Annotated in this window: 12 protein-coding genes and 6 tRNA genes; 6 read left to right on the top strand and 12 right to left on the bottom strand. The window is 66.2% G+C overall.

The genetic code is table 11. The annotated features are described in order from the left end of the window. Positions 1-87 precede the first annotated feature (87 nt). Together ilvD and DIR46_RS22330 are read left to right on the top strand one after the other, a co-directional pair. Entirely contained in the window at positions 88-1,950 is a 1,863-nt protein-coding gene (gene ilvD, locus DIR46_RS22335) for a dihydroxy-acid dehydratase (RefSeq protein WP_109347199.1), read from the top strand. A gap of 668 nt (positions 1,951-2,618) precedes the next feature. Beyond that, positions 2,619-3,884 carry an HD-GYP domain-containing protein gene (locus tag DIR46_RS22330; RefSeq protein WP_109347198.1) on the top strand — a complete coding sequence of 422 codons (1,266 nt, stop codon included), beginning with the start codon at positions 2,619-2,621 and terminating at the stop codon, positions 3,882-3,884. Between the two features lie 467 nt (positions 3,885-4,351). Here the strand turns inward: DIR46_RS22330 and DIR46_RS22325 are convergent, their stop codons facing one another. Next, the gene (locus tag DIR46_RS22325; protein ID WP_005666727.1) at positions 4,352-4,927 is read right to left on the bottom strand and encodes an elongation factor P; all 576 of its coding nucleotides are present in this window, start codon (positions 4,925-4,927) and stop codon (positions 4,352-4,354) included. A gap of 107 nt (positions 4,928-5,034) precedes the next feature. After that, positions 5,035-6,210 carry an elongation factor P maturation arginine rhamnosyltransferase EarP gene (gene earP, locus DIR46_RS22320; RefSeq protein ID WP_109347197.1) on the bottom strand — a complete coding sequence of 392 codons (1,176 nt, stop codon included), beginning with the start codon at positions 6,208-6,210 and terminating at the stop codon, positions 5,035-5,037. Between the two features lie 358 nt (positions 6,211-6,568). On the opposite strand from earP, the gene DIR46_RS22315 reads away from it, so the two are divergent. The 3 genes from DIR46_RS22315 to DIR46_RS22305 all read left to right on the top strand — a co-directional run bounded on the left by DIR46_RS22315 (position 6,569) and on the right by DIR46_RS22305 (position 9,712). Then, entirely contained in the window at positions 6,569-7,429 is an 861-nt protein-coding gene (locus DIR46_RS22315; RefSeq protein ID WP_109347196.1) for a hypothetical protein, read from the top strand. 111 nt (positions 7,430-7,540) lie between these two features. Beyond that, positions 7,541-7,795 (top strand): hypothetical protein, encoded by a 255-nt coding sequence (locus tag DIR46_RS22310; RefSeq protein WP_109347195.1) that lies wholly within the window; start codon positions 7,541-7,543, stop codon positions 7,793-7,795. Positions 7,796-7,819: 24 nt separating this feature from the next. Then, positions 7,820-9,712, top strand: coding sequence for a S8 family serine peptidase (locus DIR46_RS22305; protein ID WP_109347194.1), 1,893 nt, complete (start codon positions 7,820-7,822; stop codon positions 9,710-9,712). Between the two features lie 104 nt (positions 9,713-9,816). Here DIR46_RS22305 and DIR46_RS22300 read toward each other — a convergent pair. The 10 genes from DIR46_RS22300 to apbC form a co-directional block, all read right to left on the bottom strand. Next, a tRNA-Glu gene (locus DIR46_RS22300) sits at positions 9,817-9,892 on the bottom strand. A 121-nt stretch (positions 9,893-10,013) separates the two neighbouring features. Beyond that, positions 10,014-10,089 (bottom strand) — tRNA-Glu (locus tag DIR46_RS22295). Between the two features lie 75 nt (positions 10,090-10,164). Continuing rightward, positions 10,165-10,240: transfer RNA gene (locus tag DIR46_RS22290), tRNA-Glu, on the bottom strand. Positions 10,241-10,280: 40 nt separating this feature from the next. Then, a tRNA-Ala gene (locus DIR46_RS22285) sits at positions 10,281-10,356 on the bottom strand. A gap of 87 nt (positions 10,357-10,443) precedes the next feature. Then, positions 10,444-10,519: transfer RNA gene (locus DIR46_RS22280), tRNA-Glu, on the bottom strand. 55 nt (positions 10,520-10,574) lie between these two features. Beyond that, positions 10,575-10,650, bottom strand: a tRNA-Ala gene (locus DIR46_RS22275). Positions 10,651-10,878: 228 nt separating this feature from the next. Then, positions 10,879-12,270: a glutamate--tRNA ligase gene (gltX, locus tag DIR46_RS22270; RefSeq protein ID WP_109347193.1), complete on the bottom strand. Its 1,392-nt coding sequence runs from the start codon at positions 12,268-12,270 to the stop codon at positions 10,879-10,881. Positions 12,271-12,652: 382 nt separating this feature from the next. After that, positions 12,653-14,026, bottom strand: a complete 1,374-nt coding sequence (locus DIR46_RS22260; protein WP_109348113.1) for an aminotransferase class I/II-fold pyridoxal phosphate-dependent enzyme — start codon at positions 14,024-14,026, stop codon at positions 12,653-12,655. Then, positions 14,016-16,622: a diguanylate cyclase gene (locus tag DIR46_RS22255; protein WP_109347192.1), complete on the bottom strand. Its 2,607-nt coding sequence runs from the start codon at positions 16,620-16,622 to the stop codon at positions 14,016-14,018. Before DIR46_RS22255 ends, DIR46_RS22260 begins: the two co-directional genes overlap by 11 nt. 240 nt (positions 16,623-16,862) lie before the next feature. Then, the gene (gene apbC / locus DIR46_RS22250) at positions 16,863-17,951 is read right to left on the bottom strand and encodes an iron-sulfur cluster carrier protein ApbC (RefSeq protein WP_109347191.1); all 1,089 of its coding nucleotides are present in this window, start codon (positions 17,949-17,951) and stop codon (positions 16,863-16,865) included. Positions 17,952-18,102: 151 nt separating this feature from the next. Between apbC and metG the strand changes: the two genes are divergently transcribed. Beyond that, positions 18,103-20,250 (top strand): methionine--tRNA ligase, encoded by a 2,148-nt coding sequence (metG, locus tag DIR46_RS22245; RefSeq protein ID WP_109347190.1) that lies wholly within the window; start codon positions 18,103-18,105, stop codon positions 20,248-20,250. Positions 20,251-20,328: the final 78 nt, after the last annotated feature.

Here is a 20,328-nt window from a genome sequence, read left to right as displayed (position 1 = left end):
ACAGGCGGCACCATCATATATTGGACAAATCCAGCTCCAGCCTTCACCCTGATGCCATCATTGTTTTTCGCTTATGCAGGAGCATCCATGCCGACATACCGTTCGCACACCACCACCCAGGGCCGCAATATGGCCGGAGCCCGCGCACTGTGGCGCGCCACCGGCATGAAGGACGGCGACTTCGACAAGCCGATCATTGCCGTCGTCAATTCCTTCACCCAGTTCGTGCCCGGCCACGTGCACCTGAAGGACCTGGGCCAGCTGGTCGCGCGCGAGATCGAGGCGGCCGGCGGCGTGGCCAAGGAATTCAACACCATCGCGGTCGACGACGGCATCGCCATGGGCCATGGCGGCATGCTGTATTCGCTGCCCTCGCGCGACCTGATCGCCGACTCGGTCGAGTACATGGTCAATGCCCACTGCGCCGACGCCATGGTGTGCATCTCGAACTGCGACAAGATCACGCCCGGCATGCTGATGGCCGCGATGCGCCTGAACATCCCGACCGTGTTTGTTTCGGGCGGCCCGATGGAGGCCGGCAAGGTGGTCAAGGTCGTCAACAACGAGCGCAAGGTGATCAAGCTCGACCTGATCGACGCCATGATCAAGGCCGGCGACGCCAGTGTCTCCGACGCCGACGTCGCGGAAGTGGAACGCTCGGCCTGTCCGACCTGCGGCTCGTGTTCCGGCATGTTCACCGCCAACTCGATGAACTGCCTGACCGAGGCGCTCGGCCTGTCCTTGCCGGGCAACGGCACCATCGTCGCCACCCACGCCGACCGCAAGGAACTGTTCCTGCGCGCCGGCCGCCTAGTGGTCGAGCTGGCGAAACGGCACTACGAGGGCGACGATTATTCCGTGCTGCCGCGCTCGATCGCCACCAAGGCGGCGTTCGAGAACGCGATGGCGCTCGACGTCTCGATGGGCGGCTCGACCAATACCGTGCTGCACCTGCTGGCCGCCGCGCACGAGGCGCAGGTCGAGTTCACGATGGCCGACATCGACCGCATCTCGCGCGAGGTGCCCTGCCTGTGCAAAGTCGCGCCGATGACCGATAAATTCCACATCGAGGACGTGCACCGCGCCGGCGGCATCACCGCGATCCTGGGCGAGCTGGCGCGCGCCGGCCTGCTCGACACCTCGCTGCCGACCGTGCACAGTCCCAGCATCGGCGCGGCGATCGAGAAATACGACATCAAGCGGAGCGACGACCCCGAAGTGCACCGCTGGTTCCGCGCGGCGCCGGGCGGCGTGCCGACCCAGGTGGCGTTCTCGCAATCGGAACGCTACGAACAGAACGACCTGGACCGCACCAGCGGCTGCATCCGCGACCGCGCGCACGCCTATTCGCAGGATGGCGGCCTGGCGGTCCTGTACGGGAACATCGCCGAGAAGGGCTGCATCGTCAAGACCGCCGGCGTCGACGAAAGCATCCTGAAGTTCTCGGGCAGGGCGCGCGTGTTCGAGAGCCAGGACGCGGCGGTCGAGGCGATCCTCGGTGACACCGTGCATGCGGGCGACGTGGTCATCATCCGCTACGAAGGCCCGAAAGGCGGGCCGGGCATGCAGGAGATGCTGTACCCGACCTCGTACATCAAGTCGAAGGGCCTGGGCAAGGCCTGCGCGCTGTTCACCGACGGCCGCTTCTCGGGCGGATCGTCGGGCCTGGTGATCGGCCACGCCTCGCCGGAGGCAGCGGAAGGCGGCGCCATCGGGCTGGTGGAAGAAGGCGACCTGATCGACATCGACATTCCGGCGCGCACCATCGACCTGCGCGTGACGGCCGAGGAACTGGCGCACCGCCGCGCGACGATGGAGGCGCGCGGGCATGACGCGTGGCAGCCGGTCGACCGCAAGCGCCATGTGTCGCAGGCGCTGCAGGCGTATGCGGCGCTGACCACCTCGGCCGACCGTGGCGCGGTGCGCGACTTGTCCCAACTGCGGCGCTAATTAAACATCCCTGGAACATGCACGAAGGCGGCATTGCCGTTCAGTCTGACTGAACGGCTTTTTTTGGGGGCGCTGTCCGCGTATATCAGGTGCACCTCCTCCGTTCGGGCCGGTCTCGTCCACTGTCGAGGTCACTCATCGGGTGGCGGTGATACAAGGCTCGGTCTTCGAAGAAGTGTTCGCTGCGCTGACGGAGATGTAACTCACTACTGAACCCGTGTCCCGGAACAAGTATCCCGTCCACGTTCACATCCTCATCTGCTGTGCTTGGTTTTCGCAACATAGATGAGCACTTCTATCATGCTCCGTTTTACCCGCTTACGCACTATCGGACACCAAACCCGCGACTAGCGTCCCGCTCCTTCCTGTCCGCACCATCGATGTCTCTGGTACACCGATGCGTCGCGGCGAGCGGCTTGCAGCGTTGGCGCTGCCTCGCATACCGGCGCAGCTTCAATGCGCTGACCGGCACGCCGCTGGCGCCATCCAGCGCATGTGGCACGGCCGCCCCCGACCAAGCACCTCCGTCACGGAACGTGTCGAAAATACACTATATCTTTCTGTGCAGCATCTTTCTGGCGAATGTTATATGATTGCTTTCGGGCTAATTGCTTCAATGCAATTAGCTGAATTCCATCGATCGCTCGCGGTCTTTCAACCAACACGTCATGACCAATCACCCACACGGCGCCGTCGTCAACGAACATTACCTCGACAAGGTGCTGGCGCTTTCCGAAGAGGTCGGCGTCACCGCGACCGAGGACATCTACGATACTCACGGTAACAAGTTGCTGGCAAAAGGCGCACAGGTATCGCGCCGCTTGCAGGAACGGTTGATCGTCCACCGCCTGCGCAAACCGATCGAATCCTGCATCGCCGTCGATGGCGCCGTCGACGCGCGCTCGCTGGTCGGCTGCGCCACGCGCGCGGTCGAGGAATCGGCCGCGCTGGGCACCATCCTCTCCCTGTCGGGCATCACCGGCGAGACCCTGCGGCGCGAACTCGATGCGCTCGAGTTTTCCCCGCCGCTGGCCATGATGCTGACCATGATCGACCGCAACGACCCCGCCGGCTTGCGCCATGTGGCCGAGGTGGCGACGCTGGCGCTGGCCTTCGCCGCGCATGCCGGCCTCGGGCCCGACCTGCGGCGCACCAGCGCCATGGCCGGCGTCCTGCACGATATCGGCGAGCTGTACATCGACCCCAGGCTGCTACGCGCCACGCACGTGCTGGCCCCGGAGGAGTGGGCGCACGTGATCGTCCATCCCCAGATCGGCCGCTTGCTGATCCAGGATCTGGGCCATTGTCCGCCGGCCGTCGCGATCGCGGTCGCGGAGCATCATGAGCGCCTGAACGGCACCGGCTATCCACGCGCCATGGTGGTCGGACAAAGCAGCACCGCCGGCCAGCTGGTCGCGGGCGCCGAACTGATTGCCGGCCTGCTGCATGAGCCGAACCCACTGCAGCGCGCCGACATGGCGTTGAAGGTCGTCAGCGGCGAACATCCGCGCACCATCTCGGCCCTGATGTCGCAGGCCAGCCGCAAGTTCGGCGGCGATGATTTCGGGCTGGATGCGTCGAGAATCCCCGACGACGAGATCGTGCGCCTGTCCGAACGGATGAGCGAGGCGACCGACCTGGCCGCCGAGATCGCGCGCGGCGGCCAGGTCGCGCCCAAGCACCTCGACCTGCTGCTGCGCACGCGGGAGCGGCTGGCGCTCGTGCAGCGCGCCTTCATGGCCACCGGCCTGGACATGCGCATCGCGGTCACCGAAGGTGCGCCGCCCGGCCCCGCCGAGATCTTCGAGGGCGAGTTGGCGCTGCGCGAAATCGGCTGGCGCGTGCGCGACATCGGGCGCGACCTCGCGCTGCAACTGGGGCCGGCGCGCACGTCGATCAAGGGTGTCGAGCACCTGCTGGCGTTGATGTGCTGACCGGTCGGCGCAGAGCCACACACCGGCAGCAGGCCGTCGACACCCGGCATGCGCCGCTGGCGTACGCCAGCGCGCGCGGCGTCTGGGTCGCCGGCGCGCACCTGCCGTTTCCCGGCTTGGGACGCGTGGGCGGCAGCCGTTCTTCGACGTATCGGTGGGTGCCGGCCGCGTACCGCTGATGGCGCCGGCCGGCGCGTCGGCAGATCCTGCGCATGGCCGGCAACGCGGGGGCATCGACGCACGCGCGTCTCTCGTGCGGCTGCACGACAGGCACGGCGGCTTGCGAACGACATGCGGACCTGGCGCTGCGGGCGACAGCGCGGCGCCTGCGGGCACCGTTGAATGAAAATGGCCCGGTCGACAACTCGACCGGGCCATGCAGATCCTGCCTCGGCATCACACCATTCTCGTCCTCAAGCAGGACTTTCACCGAACGGCATGCCTGCCCTGTGCTGGATAGCCAGTGCTTAGTTACGCACCACTTTCTTGTATTCGTTGGTACGGGTGTCGATCTCGATCGTGTCGTCCTGGCTGACGAACAGCGGCACCATGATGGTGTGCTGGTGGGCTTCGATCGCGTTCTCCAGCTTGGCTTCTTTCAGGACGTTGCCCGAAGTGTTGCCCTTGACAGCCGGCTCCGAGTACACGATCTGGCGAGCGATGATGGTCGGCAGTTCGACCGAGATCGCCTTGCCGTCATAGAACACGGCTTCGCATTCCATGCCGTCTTTCAGGTAGTGCAGCGCGTCGCCCAGGTTTTCTTCTTCGATTTCGTACTGGTTGTACTCTTCGTCCATGAAGACGTACAGCGGGTCGGCGAAGTACGAGTAGGTGACCGGCTTCTTGTCCAGCACGACCACGTCGAACTTGTCGTCGCCGCGGAACACGTTTTCCAGCGGTGCATTGGTCAGAAGATTCTTCATCTTCCACTTGTAGGTGAAGCCAGTACGGCTCGAGCCGTTGACATCGGAACGCAGCACGATGAATGGCTTTTCATCCACCATGATGATGTTGCCAACACGAATTTCTTTTGCGGGTTTCATAGATATTTTACGTAAAAAGATAGTTGCATTAAATCATCGCGGGCTGGTGACTGAGAGCCTCGGAACCTGCGTTTGATCGTCGGAATCCGTTAGAAACTAACCGGGCATTATACTCGGTTTTCCCGTGCCCGCCCCAGTTCGCGCACGAAATCGAGCAGCTTCGTCGCCAAATCGCCATGGGCGGTGACCTGTTCGCGCCAGACGTCGGCCTGCTCGGCGATACGCGGCGACTCTTCTTCCAGCGCCGTCCAGGCGGCCGCCCAGTCATCGATCTCGCGCGCCCCGTTCCAGCCGAGCATGAAGGCATCCAGCGCCGGCAGCGCCTGTGCATAGGCCTGCAGGAAGGCGCGCAGCTTCTTGTGGTGCAGCTGCTCGTCCTGCGGATAGATGTGCCAGATGAACGGGCGCCCCGCCCATTGTGCGCGCACCCAGGAATCCTCGCCGCGCACGAAGTTCAGGTCGCAGGACCAGAGCAGCAGGTCGTAGTCCTCCTGCGGCACGAACGGCAGCACCTTCAGCGTCAGCGCGCCACGGGTGGCGCTGGCGCCGGCCACTGCCGCGCCCCCGAGAAAGGCCTCGACCCGGTCGCGCGCCACGCCCTCGGGCACCAGGCACAGGGTCGGCTGCGCCGCTTCGCGCCAGACCCCGAACAGCGCATTCACCGGCGCCTCGGGATAGCAGAACAGCGATACCTTGCGCCCGGCCGCCTCCTCCGGCGTCACGCCAAAGCGCGCCAGGAAAGCCGCGGCGCGGGCCGGATCCTGCTGGAAGGCGCGGCGGCGCGCATCCAGGCCGGCTTCGCACAACAGGCCGCCGGTGCGCGCGTTAAAGCCGGGGAAGAAAAAATGCTTGGTCAGCTTGAGCCGTGGATGCATCGACGGCAGCCGGTGGCAGCCCTCGACCCACTCCTCGGCCGTCAGGCCCTCGTAGTTGATCCATACCGGACGCGGCGTGCGCGCCGCCATCGCCTCGACCCAGGACGGCGGCAGCTCGCAGCCGAAGAACTCGATGACGACATCAGGGATGTCGCCGACGGCATAGACATCGTCCTGGCCGCCCCAGTGCCGTACGGCGACGCCCTGCACCGCCTGCGCCGCCGCGTCCGGATCGACTTGCGGACAGATGCGGCGAAAACTCGCCAGGTCGTCCACCCACAGCGTGGCCGCGACCCCGTGCTCGTGGCGCAACTGGCGCGCCAGGCGCCAGCAGATGCCGATGTCACCATAGTTGTCGACGACCTTGCAAAAGATGGCCAGCGACGGCGCGGAAGAGTTCTGGAACATGGATGGACAGTAGGCGCGTCAGGCGGCGGTGGCAGGGGCCGCCATTCTAACGCCATCCGACAAAAATTCCTCGAGCACAGTGCAATGCGCGACCAAACTGGGGGCGTTCTGGCGCGCGTCTGCGCTATCGCAATGACCAAAACGGAAGTGCGCATCGGCCACTTGGAGGCAAAAACTTCGCCATCGACGCCCGGTCGAACGCCTACCTGCAGGGAAGGCGGCCTCGATGGCAGCCCTTCCTGCCCTTCGCCTCGCGCCATTCCCTTGCGGCGCGAACAATGTGAACACGGCCGATCGTGGCAGGCGCCAACCCGCTTCCTGCCTGCCGCGATACGGCCGACTACCTGGAGGAGTTGCCATGAACGAGTATCAACAAGCAGGCTATCCACAGCAATTCGGACCGCAGCAATTCGGACCGCAACAGTTTGCGCCGCAATCGCTGGGCGGCATGTTCGGCGCGCCATTGGGGGGCCTGATCGGTCGCGGCATCGGCGGCCTGTTCAACAATGCGGGCCTGGGCGGCCGCATCGGCGAAACGGCCGGCGGCTTCCTGGGTCGCTTTTCGCCGCTGTCGGCCGATCCGTCGGGCGGCCTGGCCGGGCAACAAATGGATCCGCAACAACTGCAAGAGCTGCAGCAACTACAGCAGCTGCAGCAATTGCAGCAGATGCAACAGCAGCAAGGCCAGCTGACTCCGCAAGGCGGCTTCTTCGGCAACCTGATCAGCACGATCGGCAAGCCGGCCGGCTCCCTCATCGGCAATCTGACCGGTAATCGCACCCTGGGGAACATCATCAGCGAAGGCTCCAGCTTCGGGCGCTATGTGCCGTTCGGGGCCGATCCCCAGGGCCAGCAACAAGGCCAGCAGGCATCGTCGCCACTGGTCCAGCTGCAGCAGCTGCAAGTGCTGCAACAGCAGCTGCAACAAACGCTGCAGCAAGTCCAGCAGCAGCAAGCGATGCTGCAACAGCAGGTTGCCCAGCAAGGTGGCCAGATCGCCCCGCAAGGCTGGCTCAGCAATGCCATCACCCAATACGCACGCCCGATCGGCAGCTTCATCGGCGAGCAGCTCGGCAACCAGGGCCTGGGCGCCGCGGTCGGCAACGTCGCCAGCCAGTTGGGGCGCTACGTGCCGCTCGGGGCTGATCCCTACAGCCAGCAGCAGTTCGGTCAACAGCAGCTGGGCCAGCAGTTCGGCGGCCAGCAAACCGTGCATTGAACCGGCCGCTGAGCGCTTGATACGCTCAGCGTGACGCCTATTGCCTAACGATCTTGCGCCGGCCGGCGGCGGACATCCGCCAGCGGCAGGCCGGCGCTCAGGAGCCTCGCCATGCCGGCATCCCTGCCTCCCACGCTCGGCCGCTACATCGTGCGCGCCGCCAACGATGACAACGCACTTGCCAAGTTTCTCGCGACCCTGGGCACTGAACCAGGCGTGCAATTGGTCGACATTATCGGCCCCTCTTCCGGGCCGCCGCACACGGCCGTCGTCGAGACCGACGCCCCGACCGCCGAGCGGCTGCGGCAACAGACTCTTCACCAGTTAGCGATTGAACCGGACCAGCCGCTCTCGCTTTCCGACTGAGCGGCCCCGGGCAAAGGACATCCCATGCCAAAACATACGAAAGGCTCCGCCGGCGAAGCCCAGGAGACGCCCAACCCGACTCCTGACGGCGCAGGAGCCAAGCGCACCGCAACCGCGGCAGGCGCCATCAATGGCGCCACGGCCATCGCACGCGGCCGTCCGGTCGCCGAACGCAAGAAAAAATACCTGGTCGCCCCGCGCGCGACCCTCACCGGCGCCTTCGGCGCCAGCAGCTGGGTCGCGCCGCTGGGGCTATCGGCCGTCCAGCAGGCCCTGCGTACGCTGCCCGACATCGACGTGGTCGATACCATCGCCACCCGCGGGGGCATGGCGCCGGCCGGCTTCGGCCCGGCCGCCATGGGCGAGCCGGCCGATGGCGTGGTGGTGGCGCGCATGACCGACCAGAAAGCCCGCGAACTGCTGCAGCGAGGCCAGGGGCAGCTCTTGGTCGAGCGCGACCAGCACCTGGAGCTGCTCGATCCCATGCTGCGCCGCCCCGACCTCGTCAGTTCGCTGACGCCCTACCACGGACCGCAGGCCGAACTGCTGCTCGTCGTGGTCGGCAAGGACGGCGCGCCGCTGCCTGACGTCGAGGTCTCGCTGTTCGGCGGTGCGCTGCCGAGCTCGGCGGTTACCGGCGCGGACGGAGTCGCCCGCCTGCGCCTGTATGGAGAGGACGCGCACACGATCAGCGGCCTGTACGTCAAGCCGCGCACCGATTACTGGAGCCTCTACCAGCGCGATCCCGACCTGAGCGTGGACGAACCGAACCTCGTCATGCTGCGTCCGCTGGCCGACTGGCCTGCCCTGCGGGGAATGCCGCAGCAGAGCGCCATGGGCTGGGGCGCGCGCGCCATGCGCCTCGACCAGGTGCCCCAGCAATTCCGCGGCCGCGGCATCAAGATCGCCGTCATCGATTCCGGCGCCGCCACCACGCATGGCAACCTCAACCAGATCCATGCCGGCTTCGACGTCGTCAACAAGACAATCAACCGCTCCACCTGGAACGTCGATACGCTCGGGCATGGCTCGCACTGCGCCGGCGTGATCGCCGCCGCCGATCCGGCCTGGGGCATACGGGGCTTCGCGCCCGAGGCCGAGATCCACATCTGCAAGCTGTTTCCTGGCGGCCAGGTGAGCCAGTTGATCGACGCCCTGGAATACTGCATCGAACAGGGTATCGACGTCGTCAACCTGAGCCTGGGCGGCGGCTCGCCGTCCGAAGCGCTGGAATGGCAGATCGTGCGCGCCAAGCAGGCCGGCGTCGCCTGCATCGCCGCGGCCGGCAACTCGGCCGCGGCCGTCCAGTATCCGGCGTCGTCGCCCCACGTGCTCGCGGTGGCGGCGATCGGCAAGATCGGCGAGTTCCCGCCCGATAGCTACCATGCCGAAACCATCGGCCCGGATGGCGACATGCAGGGTTACTTTACGGCCAGGTTCAGCTGCTTCGGACCGCAGATCGATGTCTGCGCCCCGGGCGTGGCCGTGGTGTCGTCCGTTCCTCCCAATAACTTCGCAGCCTGGGACGGCACCTCGATGGCGGCGCCCCACGTCACCGGGCTTGCCGCCCTGGTGCTGGCGCACCGTCCCGAATTCCAGTCCATGTCGCTGCCGCGTTCGCCGGAGCGGGTCGAGCGCCTGTTCCAAGTATTGCGGATGAGCGCGCGCCCCGTCACGCTGGGCGATGCGAACCGGATCGGCTATGGCTTGCCGGACGCCCTGGTGGCGCTGGGCCTGACCATGGCGCAGTCCAGCATGGCATGGCAAGGTGCGGCCGCCAGTGTCGGCATTCCCGCCGGGATGTTTGCGACGTCACCAGGCGACGGCGCCCGCCTGGGCATGGGACCGGCGGGCGGCGGCGGCCAGGTCGGAACGATGCAATACCCATTCGCGGGCTTGCGGCCGTCGGGATGGTGACGCCGTTCAGAAGATGGCAGCCGTCAGGGTGCTGGAGCAAAAAAGACGGCGCAAAAAGAAAAACCGGAGCCCCGCTCTCGCGGCCGGCTCCGGCTTACCTTGTATGGCGTCCCCACGGGGATTCGAACCCCGGTACTCACCGTGAAAGGGTGATGTCCTAGGCCTCTAGACGATGGGGACCTAAAACTGTACTGCTGCTACTCTACTACCGCTTCGCCCGTACAGGCGCGCAACTGCCAACACAATAGAAAAACCGGAGCACCTCTCCGCGCATGCGCGTTGGTCTACTCCGGTTTTAAGCTGGCGTCCCCACGGGGATTCGAACCCCGGTACTCACCGTGAAAGGGTGATGTCCTAGGCCTCTAGACGATGGGGACCTAAAACTGCACAAAACTTAAACTACCGACTACCTTGCCATGCGCCGCCGCTGGCGCGGCGCACTGCCAAATTCTTGGCGTCCCCACGGGGATTCGAACCCCGGTACTCACCGTGAAAGGGTGATGTCCTAGGCCTCTAGACGATAGGGACCCTAGTAACTTCCGATACTGCCTACTGCTGTTTTCCATCGTGGTGGAGGTAAGCGGGATCGAACCGCTGACCTCTTGCATGCCATGCAAGCGCTCTCCCAGCTGAGCTATACCCCCTACGAGAAAACAACATTTTACTACACTGTTACTGCTTCGACTAGTGCCGCTTGCGCTGCCTTCGTCCGGTCATTCTTGCCAGTTACCTGGCGTCCCCACGGGGATTCGAACCCCGGTACTCACCGTGAAAGGGTGATGTCCTAGGCCTCTAGACGATAGGGACCGGGAACAACCGCTTACTGCTTTTACTGCTCTACTACCTTAAGCCACTTCAGAGTTGGTGGAGGTAAGCGGGATCGAACCGCTGACCTCTTGCATGCCATGCAAGCGCTCTCCCAGCTGAGCTATACCCCCGCAGCGCTGAAGTGCGAGCATTATATAGGACGACCTTGCATTTCGCAACGTCCGTTTTTCGCGTTTGTGGTCAGCGCCATTCGCAGTCTTTTCTTGCGGCAGGTCGGCGGGGCTTTCCGCCGACGCGGTGATCGTCATCGGCGCCGCTAACGAGCCGGATGATCCTGCTGCCAACCATCACCGCGTGGACGGCGCAGCCGTCCACGCCAGGCCTTGTTACTTCCCTTCTTACAGCCCCTTCTGCACGCGCGCCAGCACGACGTCGCGCCCGAACAGTTCCAGCACCGCATCGATCGCCGGCGTCTGCAGCTGGCCCGTCAACAGCAGGCGCAGCGGCATGGCCAGTTGCGGCATCTTGAGGCTGTGGGCGGCCAGCACTTCCTTCAGCATGGCGGCCAGCGCCGCCTTGTTCCACTCCACGGTGGCAGAGCGCTCGGCGAAGGTGCCCAGCGCGGCGCGCACGGCGTCGGTCAGGTGCAGGGCCAGCAGTTCCGGATCCGGCTGCGGATCGCGGTAGAACAGCATCGCCGCATCGGCCAGCTCGTTGATCGTGTTGGCGCGCTCCTTCATCAGGCCCAGCACGGTCGGCAGCGCCGGGGCGCCATCGAAGCGCGCGCCGTCGCGCTCCAGCTTCGGCAGCGCCAGCTGCGCCAGGCGCTCGTTGTCGGTCTGCTTGATATAGTGGTTGTTCAGCCAGCCCAGCTTTTCGTGGTTGAACTGGGCCGCCGATGCGGTCAGGTGCTCCAGGTTGAACCACTCGGTGAACTGCTGCATCGAGAAGATCTCGTCGTCGCCGTGGCTCCAGCCCAGGCGCGCCAGGTAGTTCAGCATCGCTTCCGGCAGATAGCCCTGCTCCGGGTAGTCCATCACGCTCACCGCGCCGTGGCGCTTGGACAGCTTCTGGCCGTCGGCGCCCAGGATCATCGGCAGGTGGCCATACTGCGGCAGCTCGGCGCCGAGCGCGCGCAGGATGTTGATCTGGCGCGGGGTATTGTTCACGTGGTCGTCGCCGCGCAGCACGTGGGTAATCTTCATGTCCCAGTCGTCGACCGCGACGCAGAAGTTATAGGTCGGGGTGCCGTCCGGACGCGCGATGACCAGGTCGTCCAGCTCCTTGTTGCCGATCGTGATCGGGCCCTTGACCACATCATGCCAGGTCACTTCGCCGTCCAGCGGGTTCTTGAAGCGCACCACCGGCTTGACGCCTTCCGGCACGCCTGGGAGGGTCTTGCCCGGTTCCGGCCGCCAGGTGCCGTCGTAGCGCGGCTTTTCGCCGGCCGCGCGCATGCGCTCGCGCATCGCCTCGACTTCTTCCGGCGAGCAGTAGCACAGATAGGCGGTGCCGGCGTCCAGCATGCCCTTGACCACCTCGCGATAGCGGTCCATGCGCTGCATCTGGTAGAACGGGCCTTCGTCGTGCTCCAGGCCCAGCCACTTCATGCCGTCCAGGATCGCCTGCACCGCTTCCGGCGTCGAACGTTCGAGGTCGGTGTCCTCGATGCGCAGGACGAAGGTGCCGCCGAAGTGGCGGGCATAGGCCCAGGAGTACAGCGCGGTGCGCGCGCCGCCCAGGTGGAGGTAGCCGGTCGGGCTGGGAGCGAATCGGGTGCGAACGGTCATGGCAGAAAGCAATCAGGTAAAAGAGCGTATTTTACCCCGTCGCCCTGCGCGCGGCTGCATCGGTAAACCGCCCGCCGCCGCCCCACCCGCGCGGCGCCATGGTGGAGCCGGAGGTGCACTGGATGAAGGCCAGCGCATCTGGCGCAGGCGTTGGCAACCGCATCGGTAGCGGCGCCGGCGCCCCTGGCAGCCCATCGGTGCACAGCAGGCGCGTACGCCCGCCGTCCATCACGAAGGCCAGGCCGGGCGCGGCCTCGCGCCATTGCTGAGGGATTCCTCGCGTCCGTCCTCGCGCAGGAAGGTGAAGGCGATGCGCTCGGGCGCGGCGCGCGCGTGGCGCTACAGCTGGCGCAGGACGAAGGCCGCCTGCAGTGGCTCGGTCTCAGCCACGATAGCGCTCCCGGTAGGCCTGGCGCGGCGACTTGCCGGCAAAGGCGCCGGCGCCGGCGCGGCCGCAGGCGTTGGCGACCAGGCTGGCCCCGCGCCGCAGCTGGGCCGGCGTGTGCTGGGCCATCAGTTGCAGCCGCAGCCGCGCCGCGCCGAGCGGCACGCCGGGAAACTCGACCGGATTGACGAATACCGAATCGCGCGCCAGCAGCATGCCGGCGACGCGCGCGGCCGACTCGAGGCCGGTCCATACCGGCACGATCGGCGACGGGCCGCCCAGGCAATGCAGGCCCGAGCAGGCCAGCAGCGCGCGCAGCTCGACCGCGTTGCGCAGCAGGTCGGCGCGCAGCCCGTCGCCCTCGCCCGATGTGGCGATGCGCAGGCATTCCAACGCCACCGCCGCCTGCATCGGCGACAGCGCGTTCGAGAACATGTGCGGCCCGGCGTACAGCTGCAACTGGCGCCGCGCCGATCGCTGGGCGCAGGCGACGAAGCCGCCGTTGGTGGCGAAGGTCTTGGAAAAGCTGCCCATCACGATGTCGATCCGTCCCTGCATGCGCTGGCTGGCCACCACCCCGCCGCCGCCCGGCCCGAGGGCGCCCAGGTCGTGCGCCACGTCCACCAGCAGGGTCGCGCCGTATTCGCGGCACAGGTGCTGCAGCAACGGCAGGTCGGGGCTGTCCGCGTCCATGCTGAACAGGCCCTCGGTCACCACCAGGATGCCGTTGGCCGCGTCCATCGCGCGGATCCGCGCCAGCAGCTCGCGCACATGGTCGCAGTCGAGGTGACGGTGCACCAGCACGTTGCGGGTGGCGCAGGCCGCGCCCTGGCGCAGCGAAGCGTGGGCCTGGGCGTCGATCACCACGTGGTCGAACGAGTGCACCAGGGCCGTGATCGCACCGAAGGCCGCCGCCCAGCCGGTCGGGAACAGCACCAGCTGGTCCAGGCCCAGCAGCTCGCCGAGCGCCGTTTCCAGCGCCTGCGAATGGCGGGTGTTGCCCAGCAAGACGGCCGAGCCGGCGCTGTGCGGTCCGGCGTCGTGCAGCGCGCGCTGCGCCGCCTCGTGCACCGCCGGATGGGCGGCCAGCGACAGGTAATCTTGGGATGCGAAGTTGATGCCGCGCGCGGGCGGCGCGCCATCGTCGGCCACGCGCGCCAGCGGACCGGGCGCACCGACCAGCACCCTGCCGTAGGGCCAGACGCCGTGGCGGGCACGGAGCAGCACCCAGGCGTCGAGCGCGCCGCCGCGCCGCAGCAGGTCGGGCCCGCGCGGCTGGGAGAAGTGGGCGACGTTGCCGTCCAGGGCGCCGGAAGCGCCCAGGGCCGCCGGGTCGCGCACGGGGTCGAAGGGAATCGATTCATTCTGCACGGCGTCCTCCAGCAACGGATTCAAGAATACGGGTTGGCGCGAGCATGGCAGCGGCGCACTCGCGCCGCTGGCGCGCCAGCAGCGCCGCCACCAGCTCGGGCGCCAGCGGCCGGTCGAACAGATAGCCCTGGGCGGCATCGACGCCCATCGCGCACAGGTCGCCCAGTTGCTCCGGCGTCTCGACCGACTCGGCGATCACGGAAAGGCCGAGGCGATGCGCCATCGCCACGATGCTGTCGGCGACGGCGTAGGCGCGCGCGCGGCCGCTGGCGGCGCCCAGGCGGCGCACGAACAGGCCATCCATCTTGAGGATGTCCACCGGCAGCGCGCTCAGGTAGTTCAGGCTCGAATAGCCGGTGCCGAAATCGTCGATCGAGACCAGCACGCCGGCTTGCCGCAACTGGCTCAATGCCGTGCAATTGGCGGCCAGGTCGTCGATCAGGATGCCTTCGGTGATTTCGAGGTCGAGGCAGGCGGGCGGCATCCCGGTCTCGGCCACGATGGCCAGCATGCGCCCGGCCAGGCCCGGCTCGCGCAGCTGACGCGCCGACAGGTTGACCGCGGTCTTTATTTCCGGCAGGCCAGCGGCGCGCCAGGCGCGGTTCTGCAGGCAGGCGCAGCGCAGCATCCACTCGCCGATCGGGACGATCATCCCGGTCTCCTCGGCCAGGGGAATGAAGCGGCCCGGATCGATCAAGCCGTAGACCGGATGCTGCCAGCGCAGCAGCGCCTCGACCCCGATCACGCGCCGCTCGCGCAGCTCGACCTGCGGCTGGTATTCGATGAACAGCTGGCCCTGGGCCAGGGCGTCGCGCAAGCCGTTCTTCAGGGCCAGGCGTTCGCTCTGCGGCAGGGACAAGGAGCAGGCGGCGGCGTCCGCGCCTGCGCCGCCGCCGCCGTTGCCGGCATACACGCGCACGATGTTCTGGCCCCAGCGCTTGGCGCTGCGCATCGCGGTGTCGGCGCGCTTGAGCAGCGCATCGGCGTCGCAGTCCGGCGCCGGATACAGCGCGATTCCCACCGCCAGGGTCACGTAGCAATCGCGGCCGGCGACCGCCAGCGGCGCCGTGAGACGGTCGAGGATCTTGTCGGCCACCAGCAGGGCGTCGGCCTGGCTGCCCAGGTCTTCCAGCAAGGCCACGAATTCGTCGCCGCCCCAGCGCGCCACCGTGTCGCAGTCGCGCAGGCAGCGCCGGATCGCGCCGCCGGCCTGGTGCAGGAGCGCGTCGCCGGCCTCGTAGCCGAGGGCGTCGTTGACTTCCTTGAAGCGGTTGATGTTCAACAGGAGCAGCGCCACCAGGCGGCCGTTGCGACGCGCGCGGTCCATCGCATGGCGCAGGCGGTCGCGCAGCAGGCGCCGGTTCAGCAAGCCCGTCAGCTGGTCGCGCTGGAAACCGTCGGCGCCGTCCAGCGGCGCACGGGCGTCGGTAACCGGCGCGGCCAGGCCTCTTGCCACTTCAGCCGGGCCATCGTCACCATGGCACAGCACCCGGTTGCGCCCGCCCGACTTGGCCAGGTACAGGGCCTGGTCGGCGCGCACGATGGTTTGCGCCACCTTCTCGCCCAGCCGGTACTCGGCCACGCCGGCCGACACCGTCAAGGTGATCGTGCGTTCGCCATCAAGGCAGCGCAGGCCCTCGACCGCGCCGCGCACCCGTTCGGCCAGCGCGATCGCGCTCGCCGCCGGCGTCTCGGGCAACATCAGGAGGAACTCTTCGCCGCCATAGCGCCCGAAGGCGTCGAGCGCGCGCAGCTGGTCCTGCACCGTGCGGGAGAAGGCGCGCAGCACGGTGTCGCCGGCCGCGTGGCCGTAGGTGTCGTTGATGCGCTTGAAGAAATCGATGTCGAACAGGCACAGGCAGAACTCGCCGCCATTGCGGTCGGCGCGCTCCTTTTCCTTGTCCACCAGGTCGAGCAGGAAGCGGCGGTTATGGATGCCGGTGAGCTCGTCGCGGATCGCCAGCTCGTTGATCGTGGCCAGCGCCCGGCGCAGGCGCGAAAAGCCGTCGTTCTTGGTCAGACCGAACAGCAGCACGAAGACCAGCACCACGACGTACAGGCCGAGATCGCACACCAGGTGCAGCAGCGGCATGTCGGTTCGCGGGGCCGGCGGCCGGGCCAGGCCGTTCGCCTCCAGCAAATAAATCAGGGTGGCGCTGGCGCAGCTCATGGCCAGCCAGAAGCCGGCGCAGCGCTTCCCGCCCAGGAACATGGCGACCAGCGGCCCCGTGACCAGCCAGCTGACGGTGGGCGAGACGATGCCGCCCAGGTGCCAGCTGAGCCAACTGAAATTGAAGAACAGCGCGCACAGGAAGACTTCGCGCGCCGCCACCACGCTGCCGGTCAGGCGCAGCACCGGCGCCGCCGACAGCATCACCGCGCAGCACAGCACGATCTCGACCGCGGCCGTCTCCAGGCCCAGCAGCCAATAGGCGAGCGCGTACAGCGGCCCAGCGGTGCCGGCCATCACCGCCGCGTTCACCAGATTGGCGCTCCGCGCCGCCTGGGTCACATCCTGCTGCAGCGCGGCCGGGATGAAGCGCTGCGCGATGCCCAGGTAGCGCGCGCTCCACCGCTGTGTGCTGTCGTCGCTCATTTGTCACCCACGTGATTCCCGATGCCCGTTCTGCACACTTGTGCGGTGCTCGCTCAAGGTCAGAGTGTAGGTAGGGAATTTCCTAACGACTTTATTTTCAAACAGATAGTTAGCTGGAAAAAGCTGACCTCCCGACACGGTTTCGGGATGCGAAATGAATGACGCGCGCCAACAACAAGTGCTGGCGCGCGTCGGTGCGATGCGCTGGCGGATCACGGGGCGTGGCGCCCCGCCGTCGGATCAGTCGTTCTTGACGACGATGCTCGGGAACTTGCTGCTCATGTCCTTCGCCTTCTCGGCGATCTTGATCGCGACCTTGCGCGCAATCTGCTTGTAGACGGCAGCGACCTGGCCGTCCGGATCCGCGACCACGGTCGGACGGCCGGCGTCGGCCTGTTCGCGGATCGCCATCGTCAGCGGCAGCGCGCCCAGGAAGTCGATGCCGAAGTCGGCGCACATCTTTTCGCCGCCGCCATGGCCGAAGATCGCCTCGGTGTGGCCGCAGTTGGAGCAGGTGTGGGTGCTCATGTTCTCGACCACGCCCAGGATCGGGATGCCGACCTTCTCGAACATCTTGAGGCCCTTGCGCGCGTCGAGCAGGGCGATGTCCTGCGGCGTGGTGACGATCACGGCGCCGGTGACCGGCACTTTCTGCGACAGGGTCAGCTGGATGTCGCCGGTGCCTGGCGGCATGTCGACGATCAGGTAATCCAGGTCGCGCCAGTTGGTTTGCTCGAGCAATTGCTGCAGCGCGCCGCTGGCCATCGGGCCACGCCACACCATCGGCTCGTCCGGATCGATCATGAAGCCGACCGACGACACCTGGATGCCGTGGTTTTCCAGCGGCTCCATGCTCTTGTTGTCATGGCTGACCGGACGGCCGGACACGCCCAGCATCATCGGCTGCGACGGGCCGTAGATGTCGGCGTCCAGCATGCCGACGCTGGCGCCCTCGGCGGCCAGGGCCAGGGCCAGGTTGACGGCCGTGGTCGATTTGCCAACGCCGCCCTTGCCCGAGGCGACGGCGATGATGTTCTTGACGTTCGGCATGACCTTCATGCCGCGCTGCACGGTGTGCGACACGATCTTGCTGTAGGCGCGGATGGCGACGCCTTCGACGCCGGGCAGTTCCAGCACGGCGGCGGCGGCCATGCCGCGCAGCATTTCGACCTGGCTGGCGGCCGGGTAGCCCAGCTCCAGCTCAAAGGAAACTTGCGCGCCGTCAATCTTGATGTTCTTGACCGACTTGGTCGTGACGAAATCTTTTTGGGTGTTAGGATCGATGACTTCCAACAAAGCGGTCTTGACGTCGTTCTCAGTGATGCTCATGGTGCTCTCCGGATGATATTGGGGCGAAGTGTAGCGCAAAACGGCCTGCAGGCTGGTCCGGAGGGCCGAAAGTCGGCCAATACCCCCTGAGCGCGCAGGGCCATCCACTGGTAAAATGCTTCTTTTCATATAACCCGAGCGTTTCGACACCATGACCCGCAAGCTGTTCGTCACCACCGCACTGCCCTACGCCAATGCTGCCTTCCATATCGGCCACATGATGGAATACATCCAGGCCGACATCTGGGTCCGCTTCCAGCGAATGCAGCGCGAGGGTAACCAGCAAGGCGGCCAGCCGCGCGAAGTGCATTTCGTGTGCGCCGACGATACCCACGGCACGCCGATCATGATCGCGGCCGAGAAGGAAGGCATCACGCCGCAGGAATTCGTGGCCAAGATCGCCGCCGGCCGCCCGCAATACCTGGACGGCTTCCATATCGCCTTCGACAACTGGTATTCGACCGACTCGCCGGAAAACGTCGAACTGTCGCAGGGCATCTACCGCAAGCTGCGCGATGCGGGTTTGATCGTCACCAAGACCGTCGACCGCTTCTACGACACCGCCAAGGGCATGTTCCTGGCCGACCGCAACATCAAGGGCGAATGCCCGGTCTGTCATGCGAAAGACCAGTACGGCGACAACTGCGAGGTGTGCGGCGCCGCCTACCAGCCGACCGAACTGATCAACCCGTTCTCGGTGTTCACCGGCTCGACCCCGGTCCTGAAGCCGTCCGAGCAGTATTTCTTCAAGCTGTCCGACCCGCGCTGCTTCCAGTTCCTGAAAGAATGGCTGAACACGCCCGGCCGCCTGCAGCCCGAGATGGTCAACAAGGTCTCGGAATGGCTGGGCGAAGATGGCGAGAAGCTGGCCGACTGGGACATCTCGCGCGACGCGCCCTACTTCGGCATCCCGATTCCGGATGCACCGGGTAAATTCTTCTACGTGTGGCTGGACGCGCCGGTCGGCTACCTGGCCAGCCTGAAGAACTACTTCGCCAGGCAGGGCAAGGACTTCGACGCCTTCCTGAACGATCCCGACGCCGAGCAGCTGCACTTCATCGGCAAGGACATCGTGTCGTTCCACCTGCTGTTCTGGCCGGCCATGCTGAATTTCTCGGGCCATCCGATCATCGACAAGCTGAAGGTCGCGGTGCACGGCCACCTGACCGTGAACAACGAAAAAATGTCCAAGTCGCGCGGCACCGGCATTTCGCCGCTGCGCTACCTGGAACTGGGCATGAACCCGGAATGGCTGCGCTACTACCTGGCCTTCAAGCTCAATGCCAAGGTGGAAGACCTGGACTTCAACGGCGACGACTTCGTGGCCCGCGTGAACAGCGACCTGATCGGCAAATACGTCAATATCGCCAGCCGCTGCGCCGGCTTTATCGCCAAGCGCTTCGACGGCAAGCTGGCCGACAGCCTGTCGCAGACCGCCCGCGACACCATCTGCAAGGCCTTGATGGCGGATGGCGCCGAGCGCCAGACCAGCATCGCCGCCGCCTTCGAGGCGCGCGAGTACGGCCGCGCCCTGCGCGAGATCATGGAAATCGCCGACGTCATCAACCAGTACGTCGACGAGTACAAGCCATGGCTGCTGGCCAAGGACGAGAGCAAGACCGCGCAATTGCACGATGTGTGCACCACGGCGCTCATCCTGTTCCGCCAGTTGACCGTCATGCTGGCGCCGGTGCTGCCGAACGTGGCTGCGCGCGTGGCTGAATTCCTGGGCGATGCCGAACTGAGCTGGGCCGACACCCATGGCGCCGCCGTCTACGAAACCATGCTCGGCCGCACCATCGGCACCTATGCCCACCTGATGCAGCGCGTCGACGCCAAGATGGTCGAGAACCTGTTCGACAAGCCGGCCGTGGCCGCCGTTCCCGCTCCGGCAGCGAAAGTTGAGCCCGCGCAAGCCCCGGCGGCCACCGGCGACAGCGACATCGAGGCCCTGGCCCCAGAAATCTCGATCGACGACTTCACCAGGATCGACCTGCGCGTGGCGAAGATCGTCAACTGCGAACACGTCGAAGGCTCGAGCAAGCTGCTGCGCCTGACGCTGGACGTGGGTGAAGGCCGTCACCGCAATGTGTTCTCGGGCATCAAGTCGGCCTACCAGCCGGAAGACCTGATCGGCAAGCTGACCGTGCTGGTCGCCAACCTGGCGCCGCGCAAGATGAAATTCGGCGTGTCCGAAGGCATGGTACTGTGCGCCTCGGCAGCCGACGAGAAAGCGAACCCGGGCCTGTACCTGCTGGACCCGATGCCGGGCGCGACGCCAGGCATGCGTATCCGTTAAATCCGCAAGGCAAGAGGCCATCCTGACACCGGCAATGCCGGTCGTAGAGGGGCCTCATGCAAGCCTCGGGAAGCATTC

The organism is Massilia oculi (genome assembly GCF_003143515.1).
GTDB lineage: Bacteria > Pseudomonadota > Gammaproteobacteria > Burkholderiales > Burkholderiaceae_D > Telluria > Telluria oculi.
The sequence above is the reverse complement of the archived record's forward strand: the minus strand, read 5'-3'. Positions and strand labels throughout refer to the sequence as shown.

Coding starts and splice junctions, on each gene's coding strand:
- ilvD (WP_109347199.1), top strand. CDS start 88: ATGCCGACATACCGTTCGCACACCACCACCCAGGGCCGCAATATGGCC.
- DIR46_RS22330 (WP_109347198.1), top strand. CDS start 2,619: ATGACCAATCACCCACACGGCGCCGTCGTCAACGAACATTACCTCGAC.
- DIR46_RS22325 (WP_005666727.1), bottom strand. CDS start 4,927: ATGAAACCCGCAAAAGAAATTCGTGTTGGCAACATCATCATGGTGGAT.
- earP (WP_109347197.1), bottom strand. CDS start 6,210: ATGTTCCAGAACTCTTCCGCGCCGTCGCTGGCCATCTTTTGCAAGGTC.
- DIR46_RS22315 (WP_109347196.1), top strand. CDS start 6,569: ATGAACGAGTATCAACAAGCAGGCTATCCACAGCAATTCGGACCGCAG.
- DIR46_RS22310 (WP_109347195.1), top strand. CDS start 7,541: ATGCCGGCATCCCTGCCTCCCACGCTCGGCCGCTACATCGTGCGCGCC.
- DIR46_RS22305 (WP_109347194.1), top strand. CDS start 7,820: ATGCCAAAACATACGAAAGGCTCCGCCGGCGAAGCCCAGGAGACGCCC.
- gltX (WP_109347193.1), bottom strand. CDS start 12,270: ATGACCGTTCGCACCCGATTCGCTCCCAGCCCGACCGGCTACCTCCAC.
- DIR46_RS22255 (WP_109347192.1), bottom strand. CDS start 16,622: ATGAGCGACGACAGCACACAGCGGTGGAGCGCGCGCTACCTGGGCATC.
- apbC (WP_109347191.1), bottom strand. CDS start 17,951: ATGAGCATCACTGAGAACGACGTCAAGACCGCTTTGTTGGAAGTCATC.
- metG (WP_109347190.1), top strand. CDS start 18,103: ATGACCCGCAAGCTGTTCGTCACCACCGCACTGCCCTACGCCAATGCT.